Origin of the sequence: Mesorhizobium sp. M0152, from assembly GCF_040322415.1 — a bacterium.
Taxonomy (GTDB): domain Bacteria; phylum Pseudomonadota; class Alphaproteobacteria; order Rhizobiales; family Rhizobiaceae; genus Mesorhizobium.
This window is the reverse complement of the sequence record NZ_JAMYTH010000037.1, coordinates 1-23,752: the sequence shown is the minus strand read 5'-3', so window position 1 is coordinate 23,752 and position 23,752 is coordinate 1. Positions and strand designations below refer to the sequence as shown.

27 protein-coding genes and 1 tRNA gene are annotated in these 23,752 nt (G+C 62.9%); 13 read left to right on the top strand and 15 right to left on the bottom strand.

Annotated features, from left to right (window positions below; genetic code table 11):
- The 3 genes from NKJ26_RS27020 to NKJ26_RS27010 all read left to right on the top strand — a co-directional run bounded on the left by NKJ26_RS27020 (position 1) and on the right by NKJ26_RS27010 (position 2,412).
- Positions 1–1,011, top strand: coding sequence for an NAD(P)H-quinone oxidoreductase (locus tag NKJ26_RS27020; protein WP_352698323.1), 1,011 nt, complete (start codon positions 1–3; stop codon positions 1,009–1,011).
- 195 nt (positions 1,012–1,206) lie between these two features.
- Positions 1,207–1,347, top strand: a complete 141-nt coding sequence (locus NKJ26_RS27015; protein WP_064987068.1) for a DUF1127 domain-containing protein — start codon at positions 1,207–1,209, stop codon at positions 1,345–1,347.
- 366 nt (positions 1,348–1,713) lie between these two features.
- Positions 1,714–2,412: a DUF1013 domain-containing protein gene (locus tag NKJ26_RS27010; protein ID WP_352600230.1), complete on the top strand. Its 699-nt coding sequence runs from the start codon at positions 1,714–1,716 to the stop codon at positions 2,410–2,412.
- 63 nt (positions 2,413–2,475) lie between these two features.
- On the opposite strand, the gene NKJ26_RS27005 is transcribed toward NKJ26_RS27010, so the two are convergent.
- The 4 genes from NKJ26_RS27005 to NKJ26_RS26990 all read right to left on the bottom strand — a co-directional run bounded on the left by NKJ26_RS27005 (position 2,476) and on the right by NKJ26_RS26990 (position 4,579).
- Positions 2,476–3,195 (bottom strand): helix-turn-helix transcriptional regulator, encoded by a 720-nt coding sequence (locus NKJ26_RS27005; protein ID WP_013529238.1) that lies wholly within the window; start codon positions 3,193–3,195, stop codon positions 2,476–2,478.
- Between the two features lie 72 nt (positions 3,196–3,267).
- On the bottom strand, positions 3,268–3,672 hold the full coding sequence (locus NKJ26_RS27000) for a hypothetical protein (RefSeq protein WP_352698320.1): 405 nt from the start codon (positions 3,670–3,672) through the stop codon (positions 3,268–3,270).
- 74 nt (positions 3,673–3,746) lie between these two features.
- Entirely contained in the window at positions 3,747–4,337 is a 591-nt protein-coding gene (locus NKJ26_RS26995; RefSeq protein WP_352698318.1) for a DJ-1/PfpI family protein, read from the bottom strand.
- An 80-nt stretch (positions 4,338–4,417) separates the two neighbouring features.
- Entirely contained in the window at positions 4,418–4,579 is a 162-nt protein-coding gene (locus NKJ26_RS26990; RefSeq protein ID WP_081689354.1) for a hypothetical protein, read from the bottom strand.
- Positions 4,580–4,888: 309 nt separating this feature from the next.
- On the opposite strand from NKJ26_RS26990, the gene NKJ26_RS26985 reads away from it, so the two are divergent.
- Together NKJ26_RS26985 and NKJ26_RS26980 are read left to right on the top strand one after the other, a co-directional pair.
- Positions 4,889–5,842 (top strand): ring-cleaving dioxygenase, encoded by a 954-nt coding sequence (locus NKJ26_RS26985; protein WP_352698316.1) that lies wholly within the window; start codon positions 4,889–4,891, stop codon positions 5,840–5,842.
- Positions 5,843–5,940: 98 nt separating this feature from the next.
- Positions 5,941–6,120 carry a hypothetical protein gene (locus tag NKJ26_RS26980; protein ID WP_032919006.1) on the top strand — a complete coding sequence of 60 codons (180 nt, stop codon included), beginning with the start codon at positions 5,941–5,943 and terminating at the stop codon, positions 6,118–6,120.
- Between the two features lie 34 nt (positions 6,121–6,154).
- Here NKJ26_RS26980 and NKJ26_RS26975 read toward each other — a convergent pair whose 3' ends face one another.
- The 7 genes from NKJ26_RS26975 to tkt all read right to left on the bottom strand — a co-directional run bounded on the left by NKJ26_RS26975 (position 6,155) and on the right by tkt (position 15,863).
- A complete protein-coding gene (locus NKJ26_RS26975) occupies positions 6,155–6,871 on the bottom strand; it encodes an SGNH/GDSL hydrolase family protein (protein ID WP_352698314.1) in 717 nt (238 codons plus the stop codon).
- Between the two features lie 47 nt (positions 6,872–6,918).
- Positions 6,919–7,737 (bottom strand): DUF899 domain-containing protein, encoded by an 819-nt coding sequence (locus NKJ26_RS26970; RefSeq protein ID WP_352698312.1) that lies wholly within the window; start codon positions 7,735–7,737, stop codon positions 6,919–6,921.
- A 169-nt stretch (positions 7,738–7,906) separates the two neighbouring features.
- Entirely contained in the window at positions 7,907–8,932 is a 1,026-nt protein-coding gene (locus NKJ26_RS26965) for a class I fructose-bisphosphate aldolase (RefSeq protein ID WP_352698310.1), read from the bottom strand.
- Positions 8,933–9,092: 160 nt separating this feature from the next.
- On the bottom strand, positions 9,093–10,289 hold the full coding sequence (locus tag NKJ26_RS26960; RefSeq protein WP_352698308.1) for a phosphoglycerate kinase: 1,197 nt from the start codon (positions 10,287–10,289) through the stop codon (positions 9,093–9,095).
- A gap of 175 nt (positions 10,290–10,464) precedes the next feature.
- The gene (locus NKJ26_RS26955; RefSeq protein ID WP_352698306.1) at positions 10,465–12,354 is read right to left on the bottom strand and encodes a potassium/proton antiporter; all 1,890 of its coding nucleotides are present in this window, start codon (positions 12,352–12,354) and stop codon (positions 10,465–10,467) included.
- A gap of 348 nt (positions 12,355–12,702) precedes the next feature.
- Positions 12,703–13,713 carry a type I glyceraldehyde-3-phosphate dehydrogenase gene (gap, locus tag NKJ26_RS26950; RefSeq protein ID WP_352600212.1) on the bottom strand — a complete coding sequence of 337 codons (1,011 nt, stop codon included), beginning with the start codon at positions 13,711–13,713 and terminating at the stop codon, positions 12,703–12,705.
- A gap of 158 nt (positions 13,714–13,871) precedes the next feature.
- Positions 13,872–15,863 (bottom strand): transketolase, encoded by a 1,992-nt coding sequence (tkt, locus tag NKJ26_RS26945; protein ID WP_352600210.1) that lies wholly within the window; start codon positions 15,861–15,863, stop codon positions 13,872–13,874.
- A gap of 259 nt (positions 15,864–16,122) precedes the next feature.
- Between tkt and NKJ26_RS26940 the strand changes: the two genes are divergently transcribed.
- The 4 genes from NKJ26_RS26940 (at position 16,123) to NKJ26_RS26925 (ending at position 18,648) form a co-directional block, all read left to right on the top strand.
- The gene (locus tag NKJ26_RS26940) at positions 16,123–16,395 is read left to right on the top strand and encodes a DUF4164 domain-containing protein (protein ID WP_023763725.1); all 273 of its coding nucleotides are present in this window, start codon (positions 16,123–16,125) and stop codon (positions 16,393–16,395) included.
- A 4-nt stretch (positions 16,396–16,399) separates the two neighbouring features.
- Positions 16,400–16,765 carry a cell division protein ZapA gene (locus NKJ26_RS26935; protein ID WP_027023481.1) on the top strand — a complete coding sequence of 122 codons (366 nt, stop codon included), beginning with the start codon at positions 16,400–16,402 and terminating at the stop codon, positions 16,763–16,765.
- 208 nt (positions 16,766–16,973) lie between these two features.
- Complete coding sequence (locus NKJ26_RS26930) at positions 16,974–17,633, top strand: peroxiredoxin (RefSeq protein WP_027023480.1); 660 nt, start codon at positions 16,974–16,976, stop codon at positions 17,631–17,633.
- Positions 17,634–17,775: 142 nt separating this feature from the next.
- On the top strand, positions 17,776–18,648 hold the full coding sequence (locus tag NKJ26_RS26925; protein WP_352698302.1) for an MBL fold metallo-hydrolase: 873 nt from the start codon (positions 17,776–17,778) through the stop codon (positions 18,646–18,648).
- A 152-nt stretch (positions 18,649–18,800) separates the two neighbouring features.
- Here the strand turns inward: NKJ26_RS26925 and rpoH are convergent, their stop codons facing one another.
- Both rpoH and NKJ26_RS26915 read right to left on the bottom strand, forming a co-directional pair.
- Positions 18,801–19,712: an RNA polymerase sigma factor RpoH gene (gene rpoH / locus NKJ26_RS26920; protein WP_352600204.1), complete on the bottom strand. Its 912-nt coding sequence runs from the start codon at positions 19,710–19,712 to the stop codon at positions 18,801–18,803.
- Between the two features lie 210 nt (positions 19,713–19,922).
- Positions 19,923–20,975 (bottom strand): RluA family pseudouridine synthase, encoded by a 1,053-nt coding sequence (locus tag NKJ26_RS26915; RefSeq protein WP_352600202.1) that lies wholly within the window; start codon positions 20,973–20,975, stop codon positions 19,923–19,925.
- Positions 20,976–21,001: 26 nt separating this feature from the next.
- Here NKJ26_RS26915 and NKJ26_RS26910 point away from each other — a divergent pair, with 26 nt between their 5' ends.
- From NKJ26_RS26910 to NKJ26_RS26900, 3 genes are all read left to right on the top strand, one after another.
- Positions 21,002–21,400, top strand: coding sequence for a fimbrial protein (locus NKJ26_RS26910; RefSeq protein WP_352600200.1), 399 nt, complete (start codon positions 21,002–21,004; stop codon positions 21,398–21,400).
- Between the two features lie 14 nt (positions 21,401–21,414).
- Positions 21,415–21,822 (top strand): VOC family protein, encoded by a 408-nt coding sequence (locus NKJ26_RS26905; RefSeq protein WP_352698363.1) that lies wholly within the window; start codon positions 21,415–21,417, stop codon positions 21,820–21,822.
- A gap of 91 nt (positions 21,823–21,913) precedes the next feature.
- Positions 21,914–21,988, top strand: a tRNA-Glu gene (locus NKJ26_RS26900).
- A 503-nt stretch (positions 21,989–22,491) separates the two neighbouring features.
- Here NKJ26_RS26900 and NKJ26_RS26895 read toward each other — a convergent pair.
- Positions 22,492–22,758, bottom strand: coding sequence for a hypothetical protein (locus NKJ26_RS26895; protein ID WP_352600198.1), 267 nt, complete (start codon positions 22,756–22,758; stop codon positions 22,492–22,494).
- A 51-nt stretch (positions 22,759–22,809) separates the two neighbouring features.
- On the opposite strand from NKJ26_RS26895, the gene tolA reads away from it, so the two are divergent.
- Positions 22,810–23,178 carry a cell envelope integrity protein TolA gene (gene tolA, locus NKJ26_RS26890; protein ID WP_352698301.1) on the top strand — a complete coding sequence of 123 codons (369 nt, stop codon included), beginning with the start codon at positions 22,810–22,812 and terminating at the stop codon, positions 23,176–23,178.
- An 82-nt stretch (positions 23,179–23,260) separates the two neighbouring features.
- Here the strand turns inward: tolA and NKJ26_RS26885 are convergent, their stop codons facing one another.
- Positions 23,261–23,476, bottom strand: coding sequence for a hypothetical protein (locus NKJ26_RS26885; RefSeq protein WP_352600194.1), 216 nt, complete (start codon positions 23,474–23,476; stop codon positions 23,261–23,263).
- Between the last annotated feature and the right edge of the window lie 276 nt (positions 23,477–23,752).

Genomic DNA, 23,752 nt, shown 5'->3' with positions numbered 1-23,752 from the left:
ATGGCGAGTGGACAGAAAATTCCGGCAAGAATGACGGCCATCGCGATCTCGGCGCCGGGTGGTCCCCGGGTGCTGAAACCGGAAATGCGCGACGTGCCGCAGCCCGGCCCCGGCGAGATACTGATCAAGGTCCACGCCGCCGGCGTCAACCGACCCGACGTGCAGCAGCGCAAGGGCGTCTATCCGCCGCCGCCCGGCGCTTCGGACCTGCCCGGCCTCGAGGCGTCGGGCGAAGTGGCGGCCCTTGGCGACGACATATCGCGCTGGCGCATCGGCGACCGGGTTTGTGCGCTGACGCCCGGCGGCGGTTATGCCGAATATGTCAAGGTTCATGCCGGCAGCGTTCTGCCGCTGCCGGCCGGCTTCACCCACACGGAAGCCGCCGCCGTGCCGGAAAACTATTTCACGGTCTGGCACAATATGTTCGAGCGCGGCGGCCTGAAGAAAGGCGAGACGCTGCTGGTCCATGGTGGCTCATCCGGCATCGGCACCACGGCTATCCAGCTTGCCGCGGCCTTCGGCGCCTATGTCATCACCACCGCCGGCAGCAAAGAAAAGTGCGATGCCTGCCTGAGGCTCGGCGCCGACCGGGCGATCAATTACCGCGAGGAGGATTTCGTCGCCGCGGTGAAGGAGGCAACAGGAGGCAAAGGGGCGAACGTCATCCTCGACATGGTCGGCGGCGACTATGTGGCCCGAAACTACGAGGCCGCGGCCGTTGAGGGCCGCATTGTCCAGATCGCCTTGCAGGCGGGCGCCGTTGCCAGCGCCGATTTTTCGAAGATCATGGTCAAGCGGTTGACGCACACCGGGTCGACGTTGAGGCCCCGCACCGTGGAGTTCAAGGCGGCGATCGCGGCGGCGCTGGAAGCGCAGGTGTGGCCCTTGCTCGGGACGCGCAAGGTGGCTCCGGTCATGGATATGATCTTCCCGCTCAGCGAGGCCTGGCGCGCGCATGAGCGAATGGAGGAGGGCGAGCATATCGGCAAGATCGTGCTCGACGTCGGCTGATAGGGCGATAGCCTGGGCCGGTCGGCAGGCGGACCGGGCCGGCCAAGGCTTCGGCGCCTGCCTACAAGCTGAACAAAAGCTTAATTGTGCAATGCAGCATTTGCATCATTGCTATGCAAAATCAGCCATTCAAGTCCCGACCGATAATGACTATTTGAGCATCACCGAAACGAACAACTCATTTGGAGGACCACCATGAACCCGATCCGCGCTTTCCGTAACTGGCGCATGTACAACGAGACCGTGCGCGAACTGAACCGCCTCAATGCGCGTCAGCTCAGCGATCTCGGTATCAACCGCGCCGACATCGAACGGATCGCCCGCCAGGCGATCTGATGTCGGGCATGGTCCGCTTCAAGAAGCGGACCATGCCGTAGAAGCAAGAGCCGAGCCAGGCGCTTTGCCGCCGCCGGTTCCGAGCCCGCTGGACCCAGTCCGGCGGGTTTTGTCGTTTTGGCGGCAGGGATGACATGGTCGGGCCGACGGCCGCCTCGACCGAGCTCGGCCGCATCGCCGGCGCGACACCTCTAATGTGCTAGCGCCCTGCAATTGACCGGACGCCCCAGGCGCTTCGAAAAACGGCGCTTCCAAAAACGTTGCGAAACAAACGGAGAGCGGTTATACAGACCGCGAATTTCCCATTTTGGTGGCTCTAAACCACCGCCCGCGCGGGAACGCGGGCGAACGAGAAGGATTTTTACAATGGCCAATACGTTGCTGATGCCCAAGGCGACCGCCGTCTGGCTGGTCGACAACACCGCGCTTTCGTTCGAGCAGATCGCGCAGTTCTGCGGGCTGCATCCGCTTGAGGTCAAGGCGATCGCCGACGGCGAGGCGGCGCAAGGCATCAAGGGCATGGACCCGATCATGACCGGCCAGCTGACACGCGACGAGATCGCGCGCGCCGAGAAGGACCCGAACCAGCGCCTGAAGCTTTCCGACCCCAAGGTGCGGGTGCCGGAATCCAAGCGCAAGGGACCGCGCTATACGCCGCTGTCGAAGCGTCAGGACCGGCCGAATGCCATCCTGTGGCTGGTGCGCAACCATCCCGAGCTGAAGGACGCGCAGATCTCGCGCCTCGTCGGCACCACCAAGTCGACGATCGAGCAGATCCGCGAGCGCAAGCACTGGAACTCGGCCAATCTGCAGCCGATGGACCCGGTGACGCTCGGTCTTGCTTCGCAGATCGACCTCGACATGGAAGTCAACCGTGCGTCGCGCGGTCGCGAGCAGGCGCAGCCGGTCGGCGACACGCTGCTGCCGGCGGCGTTGACCGAACGGCTGGTTCCGGCTCCCGAAAAGCCGAAGGACGAGGACGCTGAACTCGACGCCAACGCCGTGTTCGCCAAGCTCTCGGCTCTGAAGTCGAAGGACAAAGATAACGACGACGACGAGGAATAGAATTCTCGCGAACTCAACAAAAAAGCCCGCTTCGAGCGGGCTTTTCTATGTAGTCCGGAGGTTTCAGCTTCGCGCCGCGCGGTCCGGCGCCATGCCATAATCCTCGCTCCGTTCCACCGCCCGGTAGAAATCCGCAAGCTGCTTGCCGCGCTCCGGCTTGAAGATGCGGCCGGCAATGACCACCGAGGCGATGCGATCGATGCGGAAGGCGCGGAAGTCATCGCGCATTTCGCACCAGGCGACCAGCGTCCATACCTTGCCCCAGAACCACAAGCCCAGCGGCCGGATATCGCGCGCTGTGCCGCGCCCGGCCTCGTCGGAATAATCGATCGTCAGCACCTGGCGTTTTTCGACCGCGCGTTCGATCAGGTCGATCGCCTCGCGGGCGGCGTCGCTGACCACCCACATGGGGGTGTGAATTTCGGTGCGAGCGATGCGGTCCTTCTCGGCGTCGGGCAGCACAGCGCCGATCTTGACCAGAGCCTCGTCGGCAGCGCGTGCCATGGCGGCACCGCCGAAGGCACGCACCATGCGGGCGCCGGCAACCAGCGCCACGATCTCGTCACGCGTGAACATCAGCGGCGGAAGATCGAAACCCTCCCTCATCATGTAGCCAACGCCGGCCTCGCCGTCGATCGGCACTCCGGTCGACTGCAGGTCGGCAATGTCGCGATAGATCGTTCGCTCGGAAACCTCGAGCCACGTGCCGAGCTTCTGGGCGGTGACCAGACGGCCACCACGCAGATGCTGTACGATCTGAAAGAGCCTGTCGGCGCGGCGCATCGTGTGGTCCCTCGGTGTTGCTCCTACGCATGTCGTGGTCCCAAACCGGTTCCCACTCCTGGGCGACATGCATTACGGTTTCAGCCCTTCGCGCTTGCGCTGCGCGGCGAAGAATTCCGCGCCGAAGGACAATTTCCTCACTGTCGGCGTCCCGGCGTCGAGTACGCGCCAGAAAGGTGCCGCGTCGCTCAACGTCGTGCCGCGCTCGAGATCCTCTTTGGCAGCCTCGGCAACGGTGCGCAGATGATAGCCTGCTGTGACCGGGCATGTCACTTCGGCGCCGTGGTCTGTCGCAAGTGCCGTGCGCAGCGCACGCACATCCAACTCGACGCCTTCGGGAAGGAAACGGATTAAATCATCAACTTGCCGCGCTGTTGGCAGCATTGGCTGGCTCTCGATTACGTCCCCCACTGCGCGTGGTGCGATCTTGATGCCGTTGATGCCCGATGTATCCAGCCTGTCGTTCCAACTTTTCATCGATCGTCCTCTCGACCGCCGACGCGCAGCATCTTGATTTCGCATCATTGCACGTGTCTCCTGACAGCATACTGTCAGGAGGCTTCAGCATATTCCCTGGCGAAGAGTGTCCGCATCTGAGCGAGATCGCCGCTTCTTTCGGGGTAGAGTGCCTTCAGAAAGGCCAACGCGAATGTGCCTGGCGCCGAGCCCGGCGCCGAAACGACTTTGCCGTCGGCAACGGCATGCGGCACATCCTGATAATTGCTTTCGCCAGCATAGTTGGCTTCGTGGCCGTTGATCCAGTCGCGGCCATTGCTGGTGTGCCTAGCCTTCTCGAAGAGGCCGGCCCGAGCCAGCGCCAGCGTCCCGGCGCAGATACCGCCGACCACGCCGCCGCGTGATGCCACCGCGTTGAGCAGTTCGGCCACATCAGGCGGCGCCTTGCCTGCCCACTGGTCGGAGCCGATGACGGCGACGGCATCGAGATCGGCATTCTCATCGATCCCGGTAGAGCGGTCGGACGTCAGCCGAAACCCGCTTATGCCGGCGACCGGCTTGCCATCGGGCGTCAGCGAGACGGCGCGAGCGCCGAACCATTCGACCGCCGTCGCCGCCAGGAGCCCGTATTCCCAGTCGGCGAAGCCTTCGATAAACAGAAATCCGATCTTCTTCTGTTCTGGCATATGCCTGCTCCCTCCCGCACGCCGGACCTATATCTGGGCATCCGCCCGGTTCGCGTCCAACACCGCGTCGAGAATTTGGCTCAATTGCCGCGACGGTCGGTATACATGTCGGGCCAGCCTATATCCTTGCGGATATCCGACGGAAGCGAGTTCATGAAGCGCTGGGTACGGATCTCGTTGCGCATCGTCCGGATCTTGCCGACATAGTGCTGCATGCCGCGCAGAATGGTCAAACCGTTCATGGCTAGTCTCCTCTCTTTGAATGGAGACACTATCGCATACCCCTCCTGACAGCAGTCTGTCAGGAGGATGACAGGCGGGCGACGACAATCGCGATCAGTGCATTTCTCCGGGAAAAGCGCCGGTTCTCCCTACATTGCACCGTTCCCGCATCAGCTTGGCATCTACCAACTGTTCACCGTCGAGGTGCCGATCGCGGCGCAGTCGTTCAGCCTTCAGCGACGGATTGTCGGAATCCGAAACCTTCCGCGGGATGGCCGCAGTTCTGATATGGAAGGAGAAAATTCTTCTCCAGAAAAAGGGAGACGACCGTGAGCCTGCAACTGACAGGAATTCATCATTTGACCGCCATCACTGCCGATGCGCCCGGGAACCTGCATTTCTATACGAGAGTGCTCGGCCTGCGGCTGGTTAAGAAGACGGTGAACCAGGACGACACCTCGGCCTACCACCTCTTCTATGCCGACGGCGAAGCGACGCCCGGTACCGATCTCACCTTCTTCGACTGGCCGGTCGGACGCGAGCGGCGCGGCACGAACAGCATCGCGCGGACCAGCCTCAGGGTCGGCAGCCGGGAAAGCCTTGCCTGGTGGAAGCAGCACCTTGCCGGCAAAAGCATCGTGACGGGAGAGATCGCCGACATTGGGGGCTATCCATCGCTGGATTTCGAAGACCCTGAAGGCCAGCGCCTGCGGCTGGTCAGCGATGGCGGCAAGGGCGGCAGCCATCCTTGGGCGCGGAGCCCGGTGCCGGCAGAACACCAGATCCGAGGGCTCGGGCCGATCGTGATCAGTGTCCCCGACATCACCAACACCGAGACGGTGCTGACCGAGGTGATGAACATGCGCAAGGTCCGCGGCTATGCCTCGCCGGACGGCGAAGGGCAGGTGCATGTCTTTGAAATGGGCACGGGCGGGCCGGCGGCGGAGCTTCATGTCGCCGTTCAGCCTGGGCTGGCGCCTGCACGGCAAGGCGCCGGTGCGGTCCACCATGTCGCCTTCAGGGCGCCGGACCAGGAAACGCTGCATCAATGGACGGCGCGGTTATCAGAATTCCGGCTGCCGTCGAGCGGCGAGGTCGAGCGCTATTACTTCCGCTCGCTCTACTTCCGCGAACCGAACGGCGTCCTGTTCGAGATTGCCACGGACGGGCCTGGATTTACCGCCGACGAGCCGCTGGAAGCGCTGGGCGAGAGATTGGCCCTGCCGCCGTTCCTCGAACCGAAGCGCGCTTCCATCGAGGCCGGCCTCAAGCCGCTGAAGTAAATCGCTCCGCGATCAAGGCGGGCACCGCGCTCCGGTTCGGGATCGCGGCGCCGATGCCTTGCCAGACACGAATTGAAGCGCTTTGACAGCCGGCTGCGTTGCTGGTCAAAGGCGTCATGTCGAAACTCCTCGCCCTTGTCATCATTGGCATCATGGTCATCCAGCTGATCAAGCCTCTGGGATGGCCGGGCCTGAAACGGCGCAGCGACTTCTGGAAGCTCGCGCTGCTGGCCATGGCGGCTATTTCCATAACCGCCGTGCTCGGGCACTGGGCGTAGCTGCAGCGGGCAATGCGGCCTTCTCTCCGGCCGCTCACCCGGCAAGCACCGGGCCGACGAGATGCTCGGCCCAGGCCCGGTAGCCGGCCTCCGAGGCATGAAATCCGTCCGAGGCAAAGCCGGCCTCGGGATTGGTGATCGGCAGGCGCGGCGCCGGCACCGCGCCGCGTTCCAGGCAGAGGCGTTCGCCCATCCGGTTCATCTCGATGGCGCGGATCTCCAGAATCTTGCCGAGCAGCGGCGGCATGGCCGGCGCACGGGTAAACTCCAGCACCGGCGACCATAGCACCCGTGCCTCCGGCCATTTGGCGCGCAGTGCATAGAGCAGGCCGCCGAATTCCCTCTTGAAGCGCGGCACGGAATGAAAATTCTTGGTGTCGTTGGTGCCTACGGCAAGCACGATGTGGGTCCAAGGATCGGCCGACAGGTTGGGCAGGACATGATCGCGGATCTGGCCCGACGTCGCGGAATTGAAGCCGGCGGCGCGCCAGCGCACGGCGCGGCCGGTGCCCTGCGAAATCAAGATGGCCAGCTGCGCGGCAAGCCCGTTTTCGGAATGGCCGATGCCGACCGAGGCGGCGGAGGAGTCGCCCAGCACCAGAAGCGAGATCGCCGGCGCCATGCCGGCAAGCTCGTGCATGACCGGTCCCTGCGCCGGCAGCATGCGCGTGGTGCGGCGGCGCACGCCCAATCCCTGCCAGACATAGACAGGGAAGGCGAGCCAGGTGAAGAAAGCGAGAAAGCGCTGCATGCGCACCCTTTTATCGTATCCGGCGGCTGGCTGTCGCGCCTGTCTGCTTATTTCGGCGCAATTCCCGAGGGAAGGCGCGATGCGCTTTTCCCGGGAAAACCGTTCATTCTCTCCCTCGAATTGCCCTGGTCGCAACAGCCCTCCTGTGATCCGGACCTGTCGCTGTATTCGTCATGCAGCCGCACCCAGTCCATCAGGCCGTGATAGGGACCGGTTTCGTTGCGGCCCTTCGGCGTCATGTCGAGATAATCATACGTGCCGATCAGCGCCTCGCCGCCGCGGGCGCGCGATAGGAAGGTGAGAAAGATGTCGCCGTTCTCATCCTTGTAGAACACGCTGGTGCCGGGGAGCTCCTTCGAGGTGCGGGGACGGGTCTCGAAATTGTAGGTGGTGTCGCCGGCAGCGATCTGCCTGTCGGTGAATGAGACCTGCATGTCGAAGTTGAAATCCGAGGCGTAGGACGACACCCAGTCGAATTTCCAGCCCATGCGGTGCTTGTAGGGCAGAAGCTCCGCCAGCGGCGCGCGTGAGATCACGACCAGCGATACGTCGTGGTGTCTCAGGTGCTGATTGGCCCCGTCTATATGGTCGGCGAGGAACGAGCAGCCCTCGCAATAGTGACTACAACCCGGCCCGAACATGAAATGGTAGACGATCAGCTGGCTGTTGCCGGCAAACAGGCCGGCCAGGTTTTTCGGTCCTTGCTCGGTCTCGAAGACATAATCCTTCCTGATCTTCAGCCAGGGCAGTTCACGCCGCTCAGCCGCGACGCGCTCGCGAAGTCGCGTCAGTTCCTTCTCGCGAGCCAGATGCGCCTTGTGTGCCTGGAACCAGTCTTCGCGTGAAACAACCTTGTTGCGATGCATGAACCTCTCCCTGTCTGCCGTCCCAAGGACGTTCGAGATCGAAAAAAGCCGACATGGCCGCCGACATTTTCCACGCAGGACATAGGCATGCCGGGACTCCGCCCCAACCTCGCGGCAAACAGAACCCGGGTACGTTGGCCCGGGTCAGGAAGAGCATGGAAGACCTGTGTCAGGCGGCCCGTTCGAGGTCGGCCTTCCATTTTCCCAGTGCCGCCAGATGGTTCATATGGGCGCGATGGGCAAAGGCGGCCTGGCCGGCGGCGACGTTCGACGCCTTGCCGCCCCATGCCTTCTGCGGCGCGGCTTGCAGCGCACGGCCATAGGAGAAGGTCAGCTTCCACGGGTGCGGCCCGATCGCGTTGATGGCGTTGAGATTGGCGGTCGCCTCCTCATCCTCCTGGCCGCCGGACAGGAAGGCGATGCCCGGCACGGCTGCCGGCACCGTCTCGCGGAACAGTTTTATGGTCTTTTCCGCGACTTCTTCCGGGCTGCTCACCTTGCCCGACTTCTTGCCGGCCAGCACCATGTTGGGCTTCAGGATCGTGCCTTCGAGCACGACGCGCGCCGCATGAAGTTCGTCATAGAGTTTTATCAGCGTCGCCTTGGAGGTTTCATAGCAGGTGTCGATGTCGTGGGCGCCATCCATCAGCACTTCCGGCTCGACGATCGGCACGATGCCGGCCTCCTGGCAAAGCGCTGCATAGCGGGCGAGCGCATGAGTATTCGAACCAATCGAAATGGCCGAAGGCACGCCCTTGCTGGTGTCGATGTCGATCACCGCGCGCCATTTGGCGAAGCGGGCGCCGAGCTTGTAATAATCGGCAAGGCGCTCGCGCAGCCCGTCGAGGCCCTCGGTGATGGTGTCGCCGGGAAATCCGGCCAGAGGTTTGGCGCCGGCATCGACCTTGATGCCGGGGATAGCGCCCGCCGCCTTGATGATATCGACCAGAGGCGTACCGTCGGCGGCCTTCTGGCGGATCGTCTCGTCATAGAGGATGACGCCGGAAATATACTTGGTCATCGCGTCGGAGGCGCGGAACATCATCTCGCGATAGTCGCGGCGGCTGTCGGCGGTCGATTCCACGCCGATGACGTCGAACCGCTTCTTGATCGTGCCCGAGCTTTCGTCGGCGGCCAGCAGGCCCTTGCCGTTGGCCACCATCGCGGCGGCAATGTCTTCGAGACGTTCGCTCATCGTGCTCTCCTGAAAGGGCCTGTTCCGCACCTAACGGAAGTCTACCGCCAAAGGAATGGCATCGGAAAGCTCGAATCGATTGAAAGTTCGGAGTGCCCGGTTCGCTCTCCTTGAGTTGATTGGGTCGGTGGCTTGGCCGCAATTCTGCGACGCCCAACGCTCAGCGCTTCAGCACATCGACGCCGGGCAGCGGCTTGCCTTCCATCCACTCGAGAAAGGCGCCGCCGGCGGTCGAGACATAGGTGAAGTCGTCGGCGACGCCGGCATGGTTGAGCGCCGCCACCGTATCGCCGCCACCGGCGACCGAGACCAGCCGGCCCGCCTTGGTGCGGGTCGCTGCGTGCTTTGCCGCCGCCACCGTCGCATGGTCGAAGGGCTCGATCTCGAAGGCGCCGAGCGGGCCGTTCCAGACCAGCGTCGCGGCACGGTCGATCCATTCGCCAACGGCTTTCACCGTTTTGGCGCCGACGTCGAGGATCATGCCATCGGCCGGCACATCCGAGATGGCAACGGTCTCACTGGCCGCACCCGCCTTGAATTCCCTGGCGACGACGCCGTCGACCGGCAGGATGATGGCGCAACCGGCCTCGGCCGCTTCGATCATGATCTGCTTGGCGGTGTTTGCGAGGTCGTGCTCGCACAGCGACTTGCCGACGTCGGTGCCGCGTGCGGCGAGGAAGGTGTTGGCCATGCCGCCGCCGATGACCAGCGCGTCGACTTTCTTGACCATGTTCATCAGGAGGTCGATCTTGGTCGAAACCTTGGCGCCGCCGACAATGGCGACCACGGGGCGAACAGGATTTCCCAGGCCCTTCTCCAGTGCTTCCAATTCGGCCTGCATGGTGCGGCCGGCGAAGGCCGGCAACAGATGCGCCAGCCCCTCGGTCGAGGAATGCGCGCGGTGCGCGGCCGAGAAGGCGTCGTTGACGAAGATGTCGCCATTGGCGGCGAGTTTTTCCGTGAAGGCCGGATCGTTCTTCTCCTCGGCCTTGTAGAAGCGGGTGTTTTCAAGCAGCAGCACGTCGCCCTTGTCCATGGCGGCCACGGCGCTGCCGGCCGTATCGCCAATACAATCGGAGGCAAAGCCGACGGGGCGGCCGAGCACCTCGGCTGTCGCTTTTGCGATCGGCTCCAGCGAGAATTCGGGCGAAGGGCCATCCTTGGGCCGGCCGAAATGCGCGAGCAATATGACCTTGGCGCCCTTGCCGGACAGTTCCGCGATGGTCGGCGCGATGCGTTCGATGCGGGTGGCGTCGGTGACCTTGCCATCAGCAACGGGAACGTTGAGGTCGACACGCACCAGCACGCGCTTGCCGCTGATGTTGCCGATGTCGTCCAGTGTCTTGAAGGCGGCCATGCGGGGTCCTTTCCGTGGAAAATCGGGGGCGAACATACCTCGCATCGATGATGATGCAAGGCTTGAGCCCGGATGGAGTGAAAATTTGAGGTCAGGGCGAAAGTAGTGGCGATAATGGGCGCGCCAATATTGCAGCCACCAGGCGAATGAGGGCAGCACACGCGATCGCCGCAAATCAGCCCTCGGTCGGTGCCTTTTCCACTGTTGGCTCCGGCGCTTCGTGCTGGTCCGCTCGGGCCTCTGCCATCGGGGCCAAGGCCGGCTTGCGCCAGCCGCGGATGAAGGCAGAGATACGGTCGCCGATCTCGCCGGCGCTGAGGAATACCGGCACGCGCGCCACCGGCGCGGTCGGCTCGAAGGAAAGGCCGAGCCCGGTGATCCGGCCCTTGTCGTCGACATCGCGCACGATCAGTTCGATCGGACCGATCAGCACGCGGTCGGCATATTCGGCATGGCCGCCGAGCCGCGTTGTGACCAAGGCACCGACGGTGAGCTTCTGCTCCGCTTCGGTCAGGCCAGGCGCATAAGCGGCCTCAAGTTCGGCAGCGGAACGCGCCGGGTCGACGGCGAAGGCGCCGAAGAAATCGGCGTCTTCGGGATCGACGACAGCGCGGCTGGCGAAGAGCTTGTCGAGCAGGCGCGGGTAGCGATCCGGTACGAAGATGTAGACCTGGTCACCGGCGGTGAGCCGGCCCATGTCCTGGAAGCGCATCGAGCGGCCATCGCGCAGCACCAGCGAGGGCCGTGCCCAGCGCGGAATGCGCTCGCCGCGCGCCACCGGACTGCCCGGCGCGACGCGATAGGCGAGAAGCTCGTGATGGGCGGAGCCCGGCAGTTCGAGCTCGACCTTGTCAAGCGGTCCCAGCCGCGCCGGCACGATCAGGCCGAGACGGCGGGCCAGCGGGCCGACCGTCCAGCCCTGGATGACCAGGGACACCAGGACGATGATGAAGGCGGCGTTGAAGATGACGCGGCCGTTCTCCAGCCCGCCGAGCAGCGGCGTGATGGCGAGCAGGATCGAGACCGCGCCGCGCAGGCCGACCCAGGATATGAAGGCGACCTCGGGGCGCGGCATACGGAACGGGATCAGGCAGAGCCAGACCGCGATCGGCCTGGCGACGAACATCAGGAACAGTCCAAGCAAAATGGCGGGCACCATGATCGCCGGAAATTGCGAAGGCGTCGCGAACAGGCCGAGGATGAGGAACATGATGATTTGCGCCAGCCACGACATGCCGTCTTGGAAGCGCTTCAGGATGGTAACGGCGCGGATGTCGGAATTGCCCGCGACGAGACCCGCAAGATAGACCGCGAGGAAACCCGAACCGCCGATGGCTCCGGCAGCGGCGAAGACCATCAGCGACAGGGTCAGCACGAAGATCGGCAGCAGCCCATGGTCGAGATTGAGCCGGTCGACGAGGCGCACGATGGCGAGGCCGCCAAGCACGCCGACGACGGCGCCCAGACCCATGTTGACGAGGAAGCCGAGGACCAGATTGGTGACCAGGACATTGGCCTCGGGATTGGCGTGCGCGGCGATGACCTCGACCAGCGTGATGGTCAGGAAGATGGCGATCGGATCATTGGTGCCGGATTCCACCTCAAGGGTGGAGCGTACGCGCTCGCGCAGGTTGATCTCGCCGGCACGCAGCAGGAAGAACACCGCGGCGGCGTCCGTGGAGGCGACGGCGGCTCCGAGCAGGAACGATTCCAGCCAGCTCAAGTCGAGCAGATAATAGGCGGCGGCGCCGAACAGACCGGTGGTGATAAGCACGCCGAAGGTCGCCAGCGACAGCGCCGGGCCTGCCGCCTGCCGCAAGGCGTTGAGCGGCGTGCCGAAACCGGAATCGAACAGGATGACGGCCAGCGCCAGTGAGCCGGCAAAATAAGCGATGCGGGCATTGTCGAAGTGGATGCCGAGGCCGTCGGTTCCGGTAGCGAGCCCAATGCAGAGAAACAGCAGCAGGAGAGGGGCACCGAAGCGGAAGGCGATCAGGCTCGAAAAAGCGGCGGCGACGACTAGCGCTGTGCCGACCAGCGTGACGAGATAGATCGCATGCTCCATCCGTGATTTGTCCCCTTCCTCTTCTCTCGATTCAAGGAAGAGTGGGGCGAAGGCATGGCCGGCGCAAGGCGGGAGGGCGGTTTTTTGGCCGAAGCGTCGTCATTCCAGGGTGGAGCAGGAGCGAAGCTCTGTCGCGGCGACCCTGGAATCCTGTGTGTGGTCGTGGAACGCAGCGGAGCAGAATTCTGCATCGTGACCATATTCTGAGGTCGCGGCATGGATCCTCGGGTACTGCGCTGCGTCGCTACGCTCCTTGCTCCGCCCGTGGATGACGAAAGGATGGCCGCCCCAACGAAAAACGCCCGGCCAGGGCCGGGCGTTTGATGTTCTTGAGCGAGGTCCGGGCGATCAGGCGATCGTCTTGCCGAAGGCGACAGCGGTGTCGCCCATGCGGTTGGAGAAGCCCCATTCATTATCGTACCAGGACAGCACCGAAACGAAGTTGCCGTCCATGACCTTGGTCTGGTCGAGCGCCATGATCGAGGACCGCGGATCGTGGTTGAAGTCGATCGAGACGTTCGGGTGATGGGTAACGCCGAGGATACCCTTCAACTTGCCGTTGGAAGCGGCGATCACCGCGTCGTTGATCTCCTGCACCGTGGTCGGGCGCTTGGCGATGAACTTGAAGTCGACGACCGAGACGTTCGGCGTCGGCACGCGGATCGAGATGCCGTCGAGCTTGCCCTTGAGGTCGGGCAGCACGAGGCCGATTGCCTTGGCCGCACCTGTCGAGGTCGGGATCTGCGAAAGGGCGGCGGCGCGGGCGCGGTAAAGGTCCTTGTGCATGGTGTCCAGCGTCGGCTGGTCGCCGGTGTAGGAATGGATCGTCGTCATCATGCCTTTTTCGATGCCGACCGTCTCGTGCAGCACGGCTGCCAGTGGCGCCAGGCAGTTGGTTGTGCAGGACGCGTTCGAGATGACGATGTGGTCCTTGGTCAGCTTGTCGTGGTTGATGCCGTAGACCACCGTGAGGTCGGCGCCTTCGGCCGGCGCCGAGACGAGGACGCGCTTGGCGCCAGCGGTCAGGTGCGCGGCGGCCTTGTCGCGGGCGGTGAAGATGCCGGTGCATTCGAGCGCGATGTCGACGCCCAGCTCCTTCCACGGCAGCTGCGTCGGATCCTTGATCGCGGTGACCTTGAACGTTTCCTTGCCGACCGTGATCTGGTCGCCGGAAACCGACACTTCGTGCGGGAAGCGGCCGTGCACGCTGTCGTAGCGCAGAAGGTGCGCGTTGGTCTCGACCGGGCCGAGGTCGTTGACGGCGACGACGTCGATATCCTTGCGGCCGGATTCATGGATGGCGCGCAGGATGTTGCGGCCGATGCGGCCGAATCCGTTAATGGCAACTCTGACGGTCATTTTTCTCTCCCTGGGAGCTGGAGGTAATTTGGTCCGCAGCTTCATAGCGGCGGACGGCCGAAGAATCCAGCCATCCAAGGCATGGATTTAAATCGATTGGGTTGGGCCAGCCGACGAAATCGCCGGGTGCGGTTGCGTGAACTGGCGTCCTCAATTCCTTATTTGCCGTGCAGGCGGGCTTCGGCTGCCTCGGCCGCCGCTTCGGCGGTGATGCCGAAATGCGGGTAGAGCTGTTCGATGGTGCCTGAGGCGCCGAAGCCGGTCATGCCGATGAAGATGCCGTCGCTGCCGATCAGGTGATCCCAGCCTTGGCGGATGCCTGCCTCGATCGCCATCTTGATCGGTGCGTTGCCGATCGTCTTGCTGCGATAATCATCGCTCTGCTTGTCGAACAGTTCGAAGCAAGGCACGGAGACGACACGAGTCGGATGACCGTGTTTTTCCAGAAGGTCCCTGGCGCCAAGCGCTATCTCCACCTCGGAGCCGGTGGCGAAGATCGTCACCGCCGCCTCGGCGCTGGCCGCGGCCAGTTCGTAGGCGCCTTGGCTGCTGAGGTTTTTGGCCGAGAATTCGGTGCGCACCGTCGGCAGGTTTTGGCGGGTCAGCGCCAGGGTCGACGGCGTCTTTTCGGATTCAAGGGCCAGCTGCCAGCATTCGGCGGTTTCCACCGCGTCGGCCGGGCGGAAGACATTGTGGTTGGGAATGGCGCGTAGCGCCGCCATATGCTCGACCGGCTGGTGGGTGGGGCCGTCTTCGCCCAGACCGATGGAATCGTGGGTCATGACGAAGATCGAGCGGATGCCCATCAGCGAGGCAAGCCGCATCGAGGGACGGGCATAGTCGGAGAAGCACATGAACGTGCCGCCATAGGCGATGAGGCCGCCATGCAGCGTCAGGCCGTTGATCGCGGCGGCCATGCCATGCTCGCGGATGCCGTAATGGACATAGCGCTGGCCGTAATCGTCCGGGGTGATGTTCTTGGTCTGGCTGGTCTTGGTGTTGTTGGAGCCGGTCAGGTCGGCGGAGCCGCCGATCGTTTCCGGCACGGCGCCATTGATGATTTCCAGCGCCATCTCGGACGATTTGCGGGTGGCGACCTTCGGCTTGTCGGCGGAGAGCTTCTTTTTGTAGTCGGCAATGACGGCGTCGAAATTGGACGGCAGCTTGCCTGCGGTGCGGCGCTCGAACTCGGCCCTCAGCGTTGCGTCGGCCTTGGCCAGGCGACCCTCCCAGTCGGTGCGCGCCTTGACGCCGGCCCTGCCCGCGGTGCGCCATGCGTCGAGGATGTCGGCCGGAATTTCGAAGGGCGGAGAATCCCAGTTGAAGAATTTCCGCGCGCCGGCGATCTCGTCGGCGCCGAGCGGCGAACCGTGCGCCTTGTTGGTGCCGGCCTTGGTCGGCGCGCCGAAGCCGATCGTCGTCTTGCAGGCGATCATCGTCGGCTTGTCGGAATGGCGGGCGGCCTCGATGGCATAGGCGATGGCTTCGGGATCCGTGCCGTCGATGTGGCTGGCGTTCCAGCCGGAGGCCTGGAAGCGGGCAACCTGATCGGTATTGTCGGCCAGCGACACCGGACCGTCGATCGAGATGTTGTTGTTGTCCCAGAAGACGATCAGCTTGTTGAGCTTGAGGTGCCCGGCAAGCGCGATGGCTTCCTGGCTGACGCCTTCCATCAGGCAGCCGTCGCCGGCCAGCACATAGGTGTAGTGGTCGACGAGGTCGCTGCCGAAGGCGGCGTTCATGATGCGCTCGCCGAGCGCGAAGCCGACCGAATTGGCAAGGCCCTGGCCGAGCGGGCCGGTGGTCGTTTCGATGCCGGTGGCGTGGCCGTATTCGGGATGGCCCGCCGTCTTCGAGCCAAGCTGGCGGAAATGCTTGATCTGGTCGATCGTCATGTCCTCATAGCCGGTCAGATGGAGCAGCGAATAGAGCAGCATCGAACCATGGCCGGCCGACAGGATAAAGCGGTCGCGGTCGGCCCAGTGCGGGGCCTTGGCATCATATTTCAGGAAGCGCGTGAACAGTACGGTGGCGATGTCGGCGCAACCCATGGGCAGGCCGGGATGGCCGGAATTCGCCTTCTCGACGGCGTCCATGGACAGAAAACGGATTGCATTTGCCATCCGGTCATGTTGTTCGCGCGACGTCATGGTTCCTCCAGGGTGGGAGTTTGGGGGCTTGGGAGAGCCCTTGAAAAGGGTGCGCGACACATAGCAGGCGCGGGCTTTTAGTCAACAAATCGGGTGCATATTTGCCGGTCTTGTGAAGCCGCGGGCGGCCTACATTAGCGTTAGCGGGGGACAGTCGCGAGAGCTTTGTTGACGTCGCCTTCACCCGGTGCCTAATGTTTCCTGGATAACGCGTTCTGAACGCGAACGATTCGGTGATGGGCAGGGCAGGACGAAAGCCATGACCGGGGAAACCACGCTCAAGGAAGTCATCGCCAGGCTGGGCAAGGCCATGGAAGGGCTGGAAAATGCCGTGGCAGCCAAGCTCGAGCACGAGCGCGACTATTCGGAAGCCGAGGCCGAGGTGCAGCGCATGAACGCCGACCGCTCCCGGCTGGCGCAGGAACTCGACAATTCCGAGGCGCGCGCCGAACGGCTGGAGGATGCCAACAAGGAAGTGTCGCGACGACTGGTGACCGCCATGGAAACCATCCGCGCTGTGTTGGACAGGTAGGCCAATGGCACAGGTCACGGTTTCAATCGACGGCAAGCAGTATCGCATGGCTTGCGACGAAGGCCAGGAAGAGCATCTGATCGACCTTGCCGAACGCTTCGACCGCTATGTCTCGCACCTGAAGGATTCGTTCGGCGAGATCGGTGACCAGCGGCTCACCGTCATGGCCGGCATCATGGTAATGGACGAGCTTTCGGAATTGCAGAAGCGCGTCAAGGGCATGGAAAGCGAGGTGCTGACCTTGCGCAAGACGCGCGACGACGCGCTGACCAAGGCCGACAAGAACGACAACATGCTGACCGATGCGCTTGGCGCGCTGGCGCAGCGCATGGAAGATCTGGCGACGACGCTGGCGATCAACAAGGCCTGAGCGCGCAGCCTTCCCGGGCCGGTCGAGAGGCTCTCATCCGGCTGCCCGCAGCATAAAAATACCCATTCTGACGACGACAAGAGTTTCATATTATCTTGCGGTCACGATTTTTGCGCTAAGATGCGGAGATGTCGGAGCGCGAATGCTTTAACCGCAGCCTTGATTGCCGCTCTCGCCCGACGCGATCTGTTCAAAGGGGAAATGTGCCATGAGCCTCCGTATCAACGATATTGCGCCGGACTTCACCGCCGAGACCACGCAAGGGACGATCAAGTTTCACGAATGGATCGGTGACGGCTGGGCGATCTTGTTCAGTCACCCGAAAAACTTTACGCCGGTGTGCACGACCGAGCTTGGCACGATGGCCGGGCTCGAAGGCGAGTTCAAGAAACGCAACGTCAAGATCATCGGCATTTCGGTCGATCCAGTCGAAAGCCACGGCAAATGGCAGGACGACATCAAGACGGCGACCGGCCATTCGGTGCGCTATCCGCTGATCGGCGACAAGGACCTCAAGGTCGCCAAGCTGTACGAGATGCTGCCGGGCGGTGCCGGCGAAACCTCTGAAGGCCGCACTCCGGCCGACAACGCCACCGTGCGCTCGGTCTATGTCATCGGCCCGGACAAGAAGATCAAGCTGGTGCTCACTTACCCGATGACCACGGGCCGCAACTTCGACGAGATCCTGCGCGCGGTCGATTCCATGCAACTGACCGCCAAGCACCAGGTGGCGACGCCGGCGAATTGGAAGCAGGGCGAGGACGTCATCATCACCGCGGCCGTCTCCAACGAGGACGCGATCAAGCGCTTTGGCGCCTATGAGACGATCCTGCCCTATCTCAGGAAGACCAAGCAACCGTCCGCCTAATCGGCGCCCAGCAGCAATTTTGGCTTTCTCGCGCTTGCGGGCCAGGTGACGCTTGACTGGGGTGCTCGGGAAGACAACCATGCTCTTCTCGGGCGCCGTCAGGAAAAATCATTCCTGTTGGCCGGGGTTGAGGGAGCCGGAATTGGACATAGCTTTGGCCAGGCCGCAGGTCAGCGGCTTCTACGACAAGCCGACCGGGGCGATCCAATATGTCGTTGCCGACCAGGCGACGAAGCGTTGCGCCGTCATCGACCCGATCCTCGACTTCGATGAAAAATCCGGGGCGACGGGCACGAAGAGCGCGGATGCCGTGCTCGATTTCATCCGGGAAAACGGGCTGCAACTCGAGTGGATTCTCGACACCCATCCACATGCCGATCATTTCTCGGCCGCACATTACCTGACGGAAAAGACCGGGGCGCCGACGGCAATCGGCGACAGGGTCGTCGAGGTCCAGAAACTTTGGAAAGCGATCTACAACTGGCCGGATTTTCCCGCCGACGGGTCGCAGTGGGACAGGCTGTTTTCAGAAGGCGAGACGTTCCGGATCGGAACTCTTCCGGTCAAGGTGCTGTTCTCACCCGGGCACACATTGGCCTCGATCACCTATGTAATCGGTGACGCCGCTTTCGTGCACGACACTCTGTTCATGCCCGACAGCGGCACGGCCAGGACGGATTTTCCCGGCGGCAGTGCCGCGCGGCTCTGGCGCTCGATCCAGGATATTCTGGCGTTGCCGGACGAAACGCGCGTCTTCGTCGGCCATGACTATCAGGCGGGCGGCCGCGCGCCTTTGTGGCAAAGCACGATCGCGGCGCAGAGGATCGGCAATATCCACCTCGTAGCCGCGCGCAACGAGGCCGATTTTGTCGCCTTGCGCGAGGCGCGCGACAAGACATTGCCGATGCCGAGGCTGATCCTGCATGCGCTGCAGGTCAACATGAATGGCGGCCGGCTGCCGGAGCCGGAGGCCAATGGAAGGCGGTATCTGAAGTTCCCGCTGGATGGGCTATAGGGAAGCGCTCGCAGGGGACATTCCGCTTTCTGGGAAGTCGCGCGGCGCTACGCCAAAGGATGAAGTTCGCCGTCGCGGTTGACCGAACCTCCAAAAAAACGGCGGCGCCAGTTTCCTGACGCCGCCATTGTATCTCACTGCCGAACCCGGCTTTACGCCGCCGGTTGTGCCTCGATGGTGCGCAGCGCCTGGGTCTGGCGCTTGGCGGCGGCCTTGACCGCGTCCTGCACCTTCTCGAAGGCGCGCACCTCGATCTGGCGCACGCGCTCGCGGCTGATGTCGAACTCGGCCGACAGCTCTTCCAGCGTCAGCGGCTCGTCGGCGAGGCGACGGGCCTCGAAGATGCGCCGCTCGCGCTCGTTGAGCACGGCAAGAGCGCCTGACAGCATGCCGCGCCGGTTTTCCAGCTCGTCCTGCTCGATCAGCATCTCTTCCTGGCTTTCGTGGTCATCGACCAGCCAGTCCTGCCATTCGCCGGACTCGCCTTCCGTCGCCCGGATCGGGGCGTTGAGCGAGGCATCGCCCGACAGGCGACGGTTCATCGACACCACTTCGGCTTCCGAGACGTTCAGCCTCGTGGCGATCTCGGCGATCTGTTCGGGCTTGAGATCGCCGTCGTCCAGCGCCTGAATCTTGCCCTTCACCTTGCGCAGGTTGAAGAACAGACGCTTCTGGTTGGCGGTCGTGCCCATCTTGACCAGGCTCCACGAGCGCAGGATATATTCCTGGATCGAGGCCTTGATCCACCACATGGCATAGGTCGCGAGACGGAAGCCACGCTCGGGTTCGAATTTCTTGACAGCCTGCATCAGGCCGACATTGCCTTCCGAGATCACCTCGCCGATCGGCAAGCCGTAACCGCGATAGCCCATGGCGATCTTGGCGACGAGCCTGAGATGGCTGGTGACGAGCTTGTGCGCGGCGGACGTGTCCTCATGCTCGGCATAACGCTTGGCGAGCATGTACTCTTCCTGCGGCTGAAGCATGGGAAAGCGACGAATTTCTTCCAGGTAGCGGCTGAGGCCGCCTTCGCCGGAAACGATACTGGGTAGTGACTGGGCCATGATAGCGCCCCCTCTCTATTGGAGTGATGCCCCCGAAACGCGGCGGGCATGTGACGCGAGCACCAAACGGCTCACCCGCGACATCGGATGTATACAGGAACAAAACCAGAAACGACAGCTTTTGTTCAACGCGAAACAGTGTGTCACGCTGAAGTGAACAACGCGGGTCAGGTTTTTTGATGGCTGTGCTGAAGCTTCCTGGTGTCAGGTTCAGAGTTTACGAAAGCCGCCGACAAGTTCCTCCATGTCCCTCGGGATCGCCGCCTCGAACCTCATCGTTAAATGGGTAGTGGGGTGGCGAAATTCAAGGAGCCAGGCATGCAAAGCTTGTCGGGGAAATGCCTTCACCTGGCTTCTCAGCGGTTCCGGCAACCGGTTGGCCTTGGTGCGGAACGCCTGGCCATAATCAGGGTCGCCGATCACTGGGTGGCCGATATGGGCCATATGGACGCGGATCTGGTGGGTGCGGCCGGTCTCCAACCGGCATTCGACGAGGCTGGCGGCGGCGAATTCCCGCTGTTCCCCGCCGAAGCGCTCCTGCACGGCAAAATGGGTGACGGCATGGCGAGCATCGCCGCGCCCTTCCGGCACGACAGCGCGGCGCACGCGGTCGGCGGCGCGCCCGAGCGGCGCTTCGACCGTACCGGTCGGTCTTTGCGGTATGCCCCAGACCAGCGCCAGATAGGCGCGTTCGAGATCGCCGGTCAGGCCGTGATCGGCGAAGGCTTCCGACAACGCCTTATGGGCGCGGTCGGTCTTGGCCACCACCATGACGCCGCTGGTCTCCTTGTCAAGGCGGTGCACGATGCCTGGCCGGCGCACGCCGCCTATGCCTGAAAGACTGTCGCCGCAATGATGGATCAGCGCGTTGACCAGCGTGCCGGTCCAGTTGCCGGCGCCGGGATGCACGACAAGTCCGGCCGGCTTGTTGATGACGATCAACTCGTCGTCTTCATAGAGCACATCGAGCGCAATGTTCTCACCCTGCGGCTCGGCCGGCTCGGGCTCCGGCATGGCGATCGACACGCTTTCGCCCGGCATCATCTTGCGCTTGGTCTCGACGACAGGCTTGCCGTCGATCAAAACCGCGCCCTGCCTGATCAGCATCTGCACGCGGCTGCGCGAAAGATCGGGGGCAAACTGGGCGGCCAGCCATTGGTCGAGGCGCTGACCGGCCGCATCCGCGCCCGCAACCAGCACGGTTGGGGGCCCGCTGAATTGGTCCTCTATCAATTCAGGGGCCTCTTCGCTATGAGCGCTCATCGAAAAACCGTTCCGGAATATTTGCCATGGCCAGCCCAACCGCCGAGGAAGACCAAGTCGTTGAAGGCAGGGAAAAGCCGCTCGAACCCGAGATCGAAAAGGTGCGCGGCAAGCTCATCCGCTTCATGGCCATCAATCTCGGCCTGCTGCTATTGGCCCTTATGGTGGTGATCGCGGCGATTGTCTACAAATCACGCAAGGTGCCCCCGGCGAACCCGCCGCTGGCTGGTGACATCCAGACGCCCGCCGGCGAGCCGGCCAGCGGAGACATCGTGCTGCCGGTCGGCTCCAAGGTGGTCAGCCAATCGCTGTCGGGAAACCGCGTCTCCATCGATGCCGAGCTCGCCGACGGCAGCCGGACGATCTTCATCTACGATATCGCGGAGCGCAGGCTGATCGGGCAGTTTGCGATCCGCAACAAATGAGCGTGCCGCAACAAGTGGCCGGGTTCACCGAACAGCGCCGGGTGGCGACCGTTGCGCTGGTCGTCGCCAACTATGACGAGGCTATTGCCTGGTATGTCGGGCGGCTGGGCTTTCTGCTCATCGAGGACGTCGATCTCGGTGGCGGCAAGCGCCGGGTCACGGTCGCGCCGGCCAGGGGGCACGGGGCCAGGCTGCTTCTGGCCGAGGCTGCCAACGAGACGCAAACGAAAAGTATCGGCAACCAGACCGGGGGCCGGGTGTTTCTGTTCCTCGAAACCGACGACTTTGCCCGCGACCATGCGGCGATGCTGGAGAAGGGCGTCGAATTCCGCGAGGCGCCGCGCTTCGAGCCCTACGGCACAGTGGCGGTTTTCGCCGATCTCCACGGCAATCTCTGGGACCTGGTCGAGCCGAAGCGGTAAGCCTGCGGCCGACTTTTGCGCGATGTGGCAAAGCTCGCCGAACCCCAGTTGCTTTTTCCCAGCCGTCAGCCTATATCGCCGGTTCTTGAGCGCGCCCATCGTCTAGCGGTCAGGACACCGCCCTCTCACGGCGGGAACAGGGGTTCGATTCCCCTTGGGCGTACCAATGAAACAGCGGCTCGGTCGTTGCTCCCCAAATGTCAAACAGCGTTCAAGCACTCTTCTCCGGAGCTCCCTTTTGACTGCGCGCATCTAACTGCGTGCGAGAGGATCGGCGTGTCTGCGAAAAGCCCGACCATCTCGAATGCGCGAATGCACCCAATTTAAGTCAGGCCATGACGGTTGAAAGCGCAGCAATTCCTGTTACTTGCGGCGCGGGGTACCCCGCGCCGCAGCGCGGATTTTGGGTCGGATGAAAAGTAGAAATGACTTCGGTGAACACGGTATGTCCGCGCTGCCACGGCGGCGGCAAGGTTTTCGAGTGCTCGAGATGGCACGCGTCATACGGGCATTGCTGCCCGCAAGGAACCCATCGGATTGGTTGTCCGGGGACGAGCGTCGTCTGCGCAGAATGTGCCGGTTTGGGAACACTGGCGGAAGCTGCGCTCAGAGCGGTCGCATAGACATGAGGTGCCACCCTGTCGGCCTTTAGCAAGATCGGATTTCTCGTCATCGTGCTTGGACTACGCGCGCATTTAGATTTCGTTTACCATTAGCCTGTCTATTGGAGGCAATTCGCTCTCGGCCGCGACCACGGATGTACTGGCGCGATGTCGAGGCGAAAGGAAAGGTCGGCGCAATGCCGGCCTTTTTGCTTTTTGACGTCATCGCCGAGATAGGCGTGACGGCCGCACGCGATGCGTCCAGCATCAGCGCTTCGAGGCCAACTTTTTGCCGGGAGATATTGTCATTGCCGACGTTGGCCCTACCATCCATTTCAGTGGTCCATCACGGATTCGCCGTTGGAGGCGAGGATGAGGGCTTGCAATGAAAGGCGTTGCCAGACTGGCGATTGCGGGCATGATGTCGGCGGGTGTCACCCACCCATTGGCAGCTGCCCCGCTCAACACCATGGACGAAGTCGGGGCGGCGATTCAGGCGTGCTGGACGCCCCCGGCGGATGCCGGAAATTCCAGTGTGACGTTGAGCTTCAGCTTCAAGCGGGACGGCACGCTACTCGGCCCGCCCCGGCCTACCGCCGCCAAGGTGGCCGGCGACGACAAGGCGCGAAAATCGTTCATCGACGCGGCAAGCGCGGCAGTGAAGAACTGCACGCCCCTGACGCTTTCGCCAACGCTGGCGCAAGGGATTGCCGGTAACGTGTTCACATTGCAGTTCGTGTCTCCCAAACAGTAGCTCCCACAGATCGCTCGCCGGAGGATGGCAATGGGCGCAGGCTTCGGCCTCCGCCAGGCCCTGTCCAGGATTGCCCCAACGGTCAGTGCTTCATGCGCCGTGCTTCGGCATGCCGCGCCAGATCGGGTGTCTCGAAGACGTAGTCGTTCCAGGCCGATTCCGGAATCTGCCCGGCCAGATAGCATTCCAGCAGCAAGCTTTGCTCGGGATTGAGCCGCCTTGGCACGCGCTGGTGATCCAGTCCGAGGGAATGAAAGAGATTTCTTCTCAGTTCCGATACCGTGAAGTGGATCGACATCCGCGTTCTCCTTTGCCATTCAACGCCGCAGGCCAGCCAAAGGTTTCAGCATCGGTTGTGGGTTGCGGCAGATTGATCCGTGCGCCTCTGCCCACTGGCGCTGCGGCGCAGATCTGGCCGCGTTGTTTGCCGTGTCGTCTCAATCTTGAAATGAAAATGCAATATAGATTTTACAGGCGCGGCTATATCAAACTAGGGGTTGTTGAGAATCAGGATTCCACTTTCGCCCTTTGAGTGATTCAAGCCTCATTTTGGAGGTTTTGATGATTCGAACGG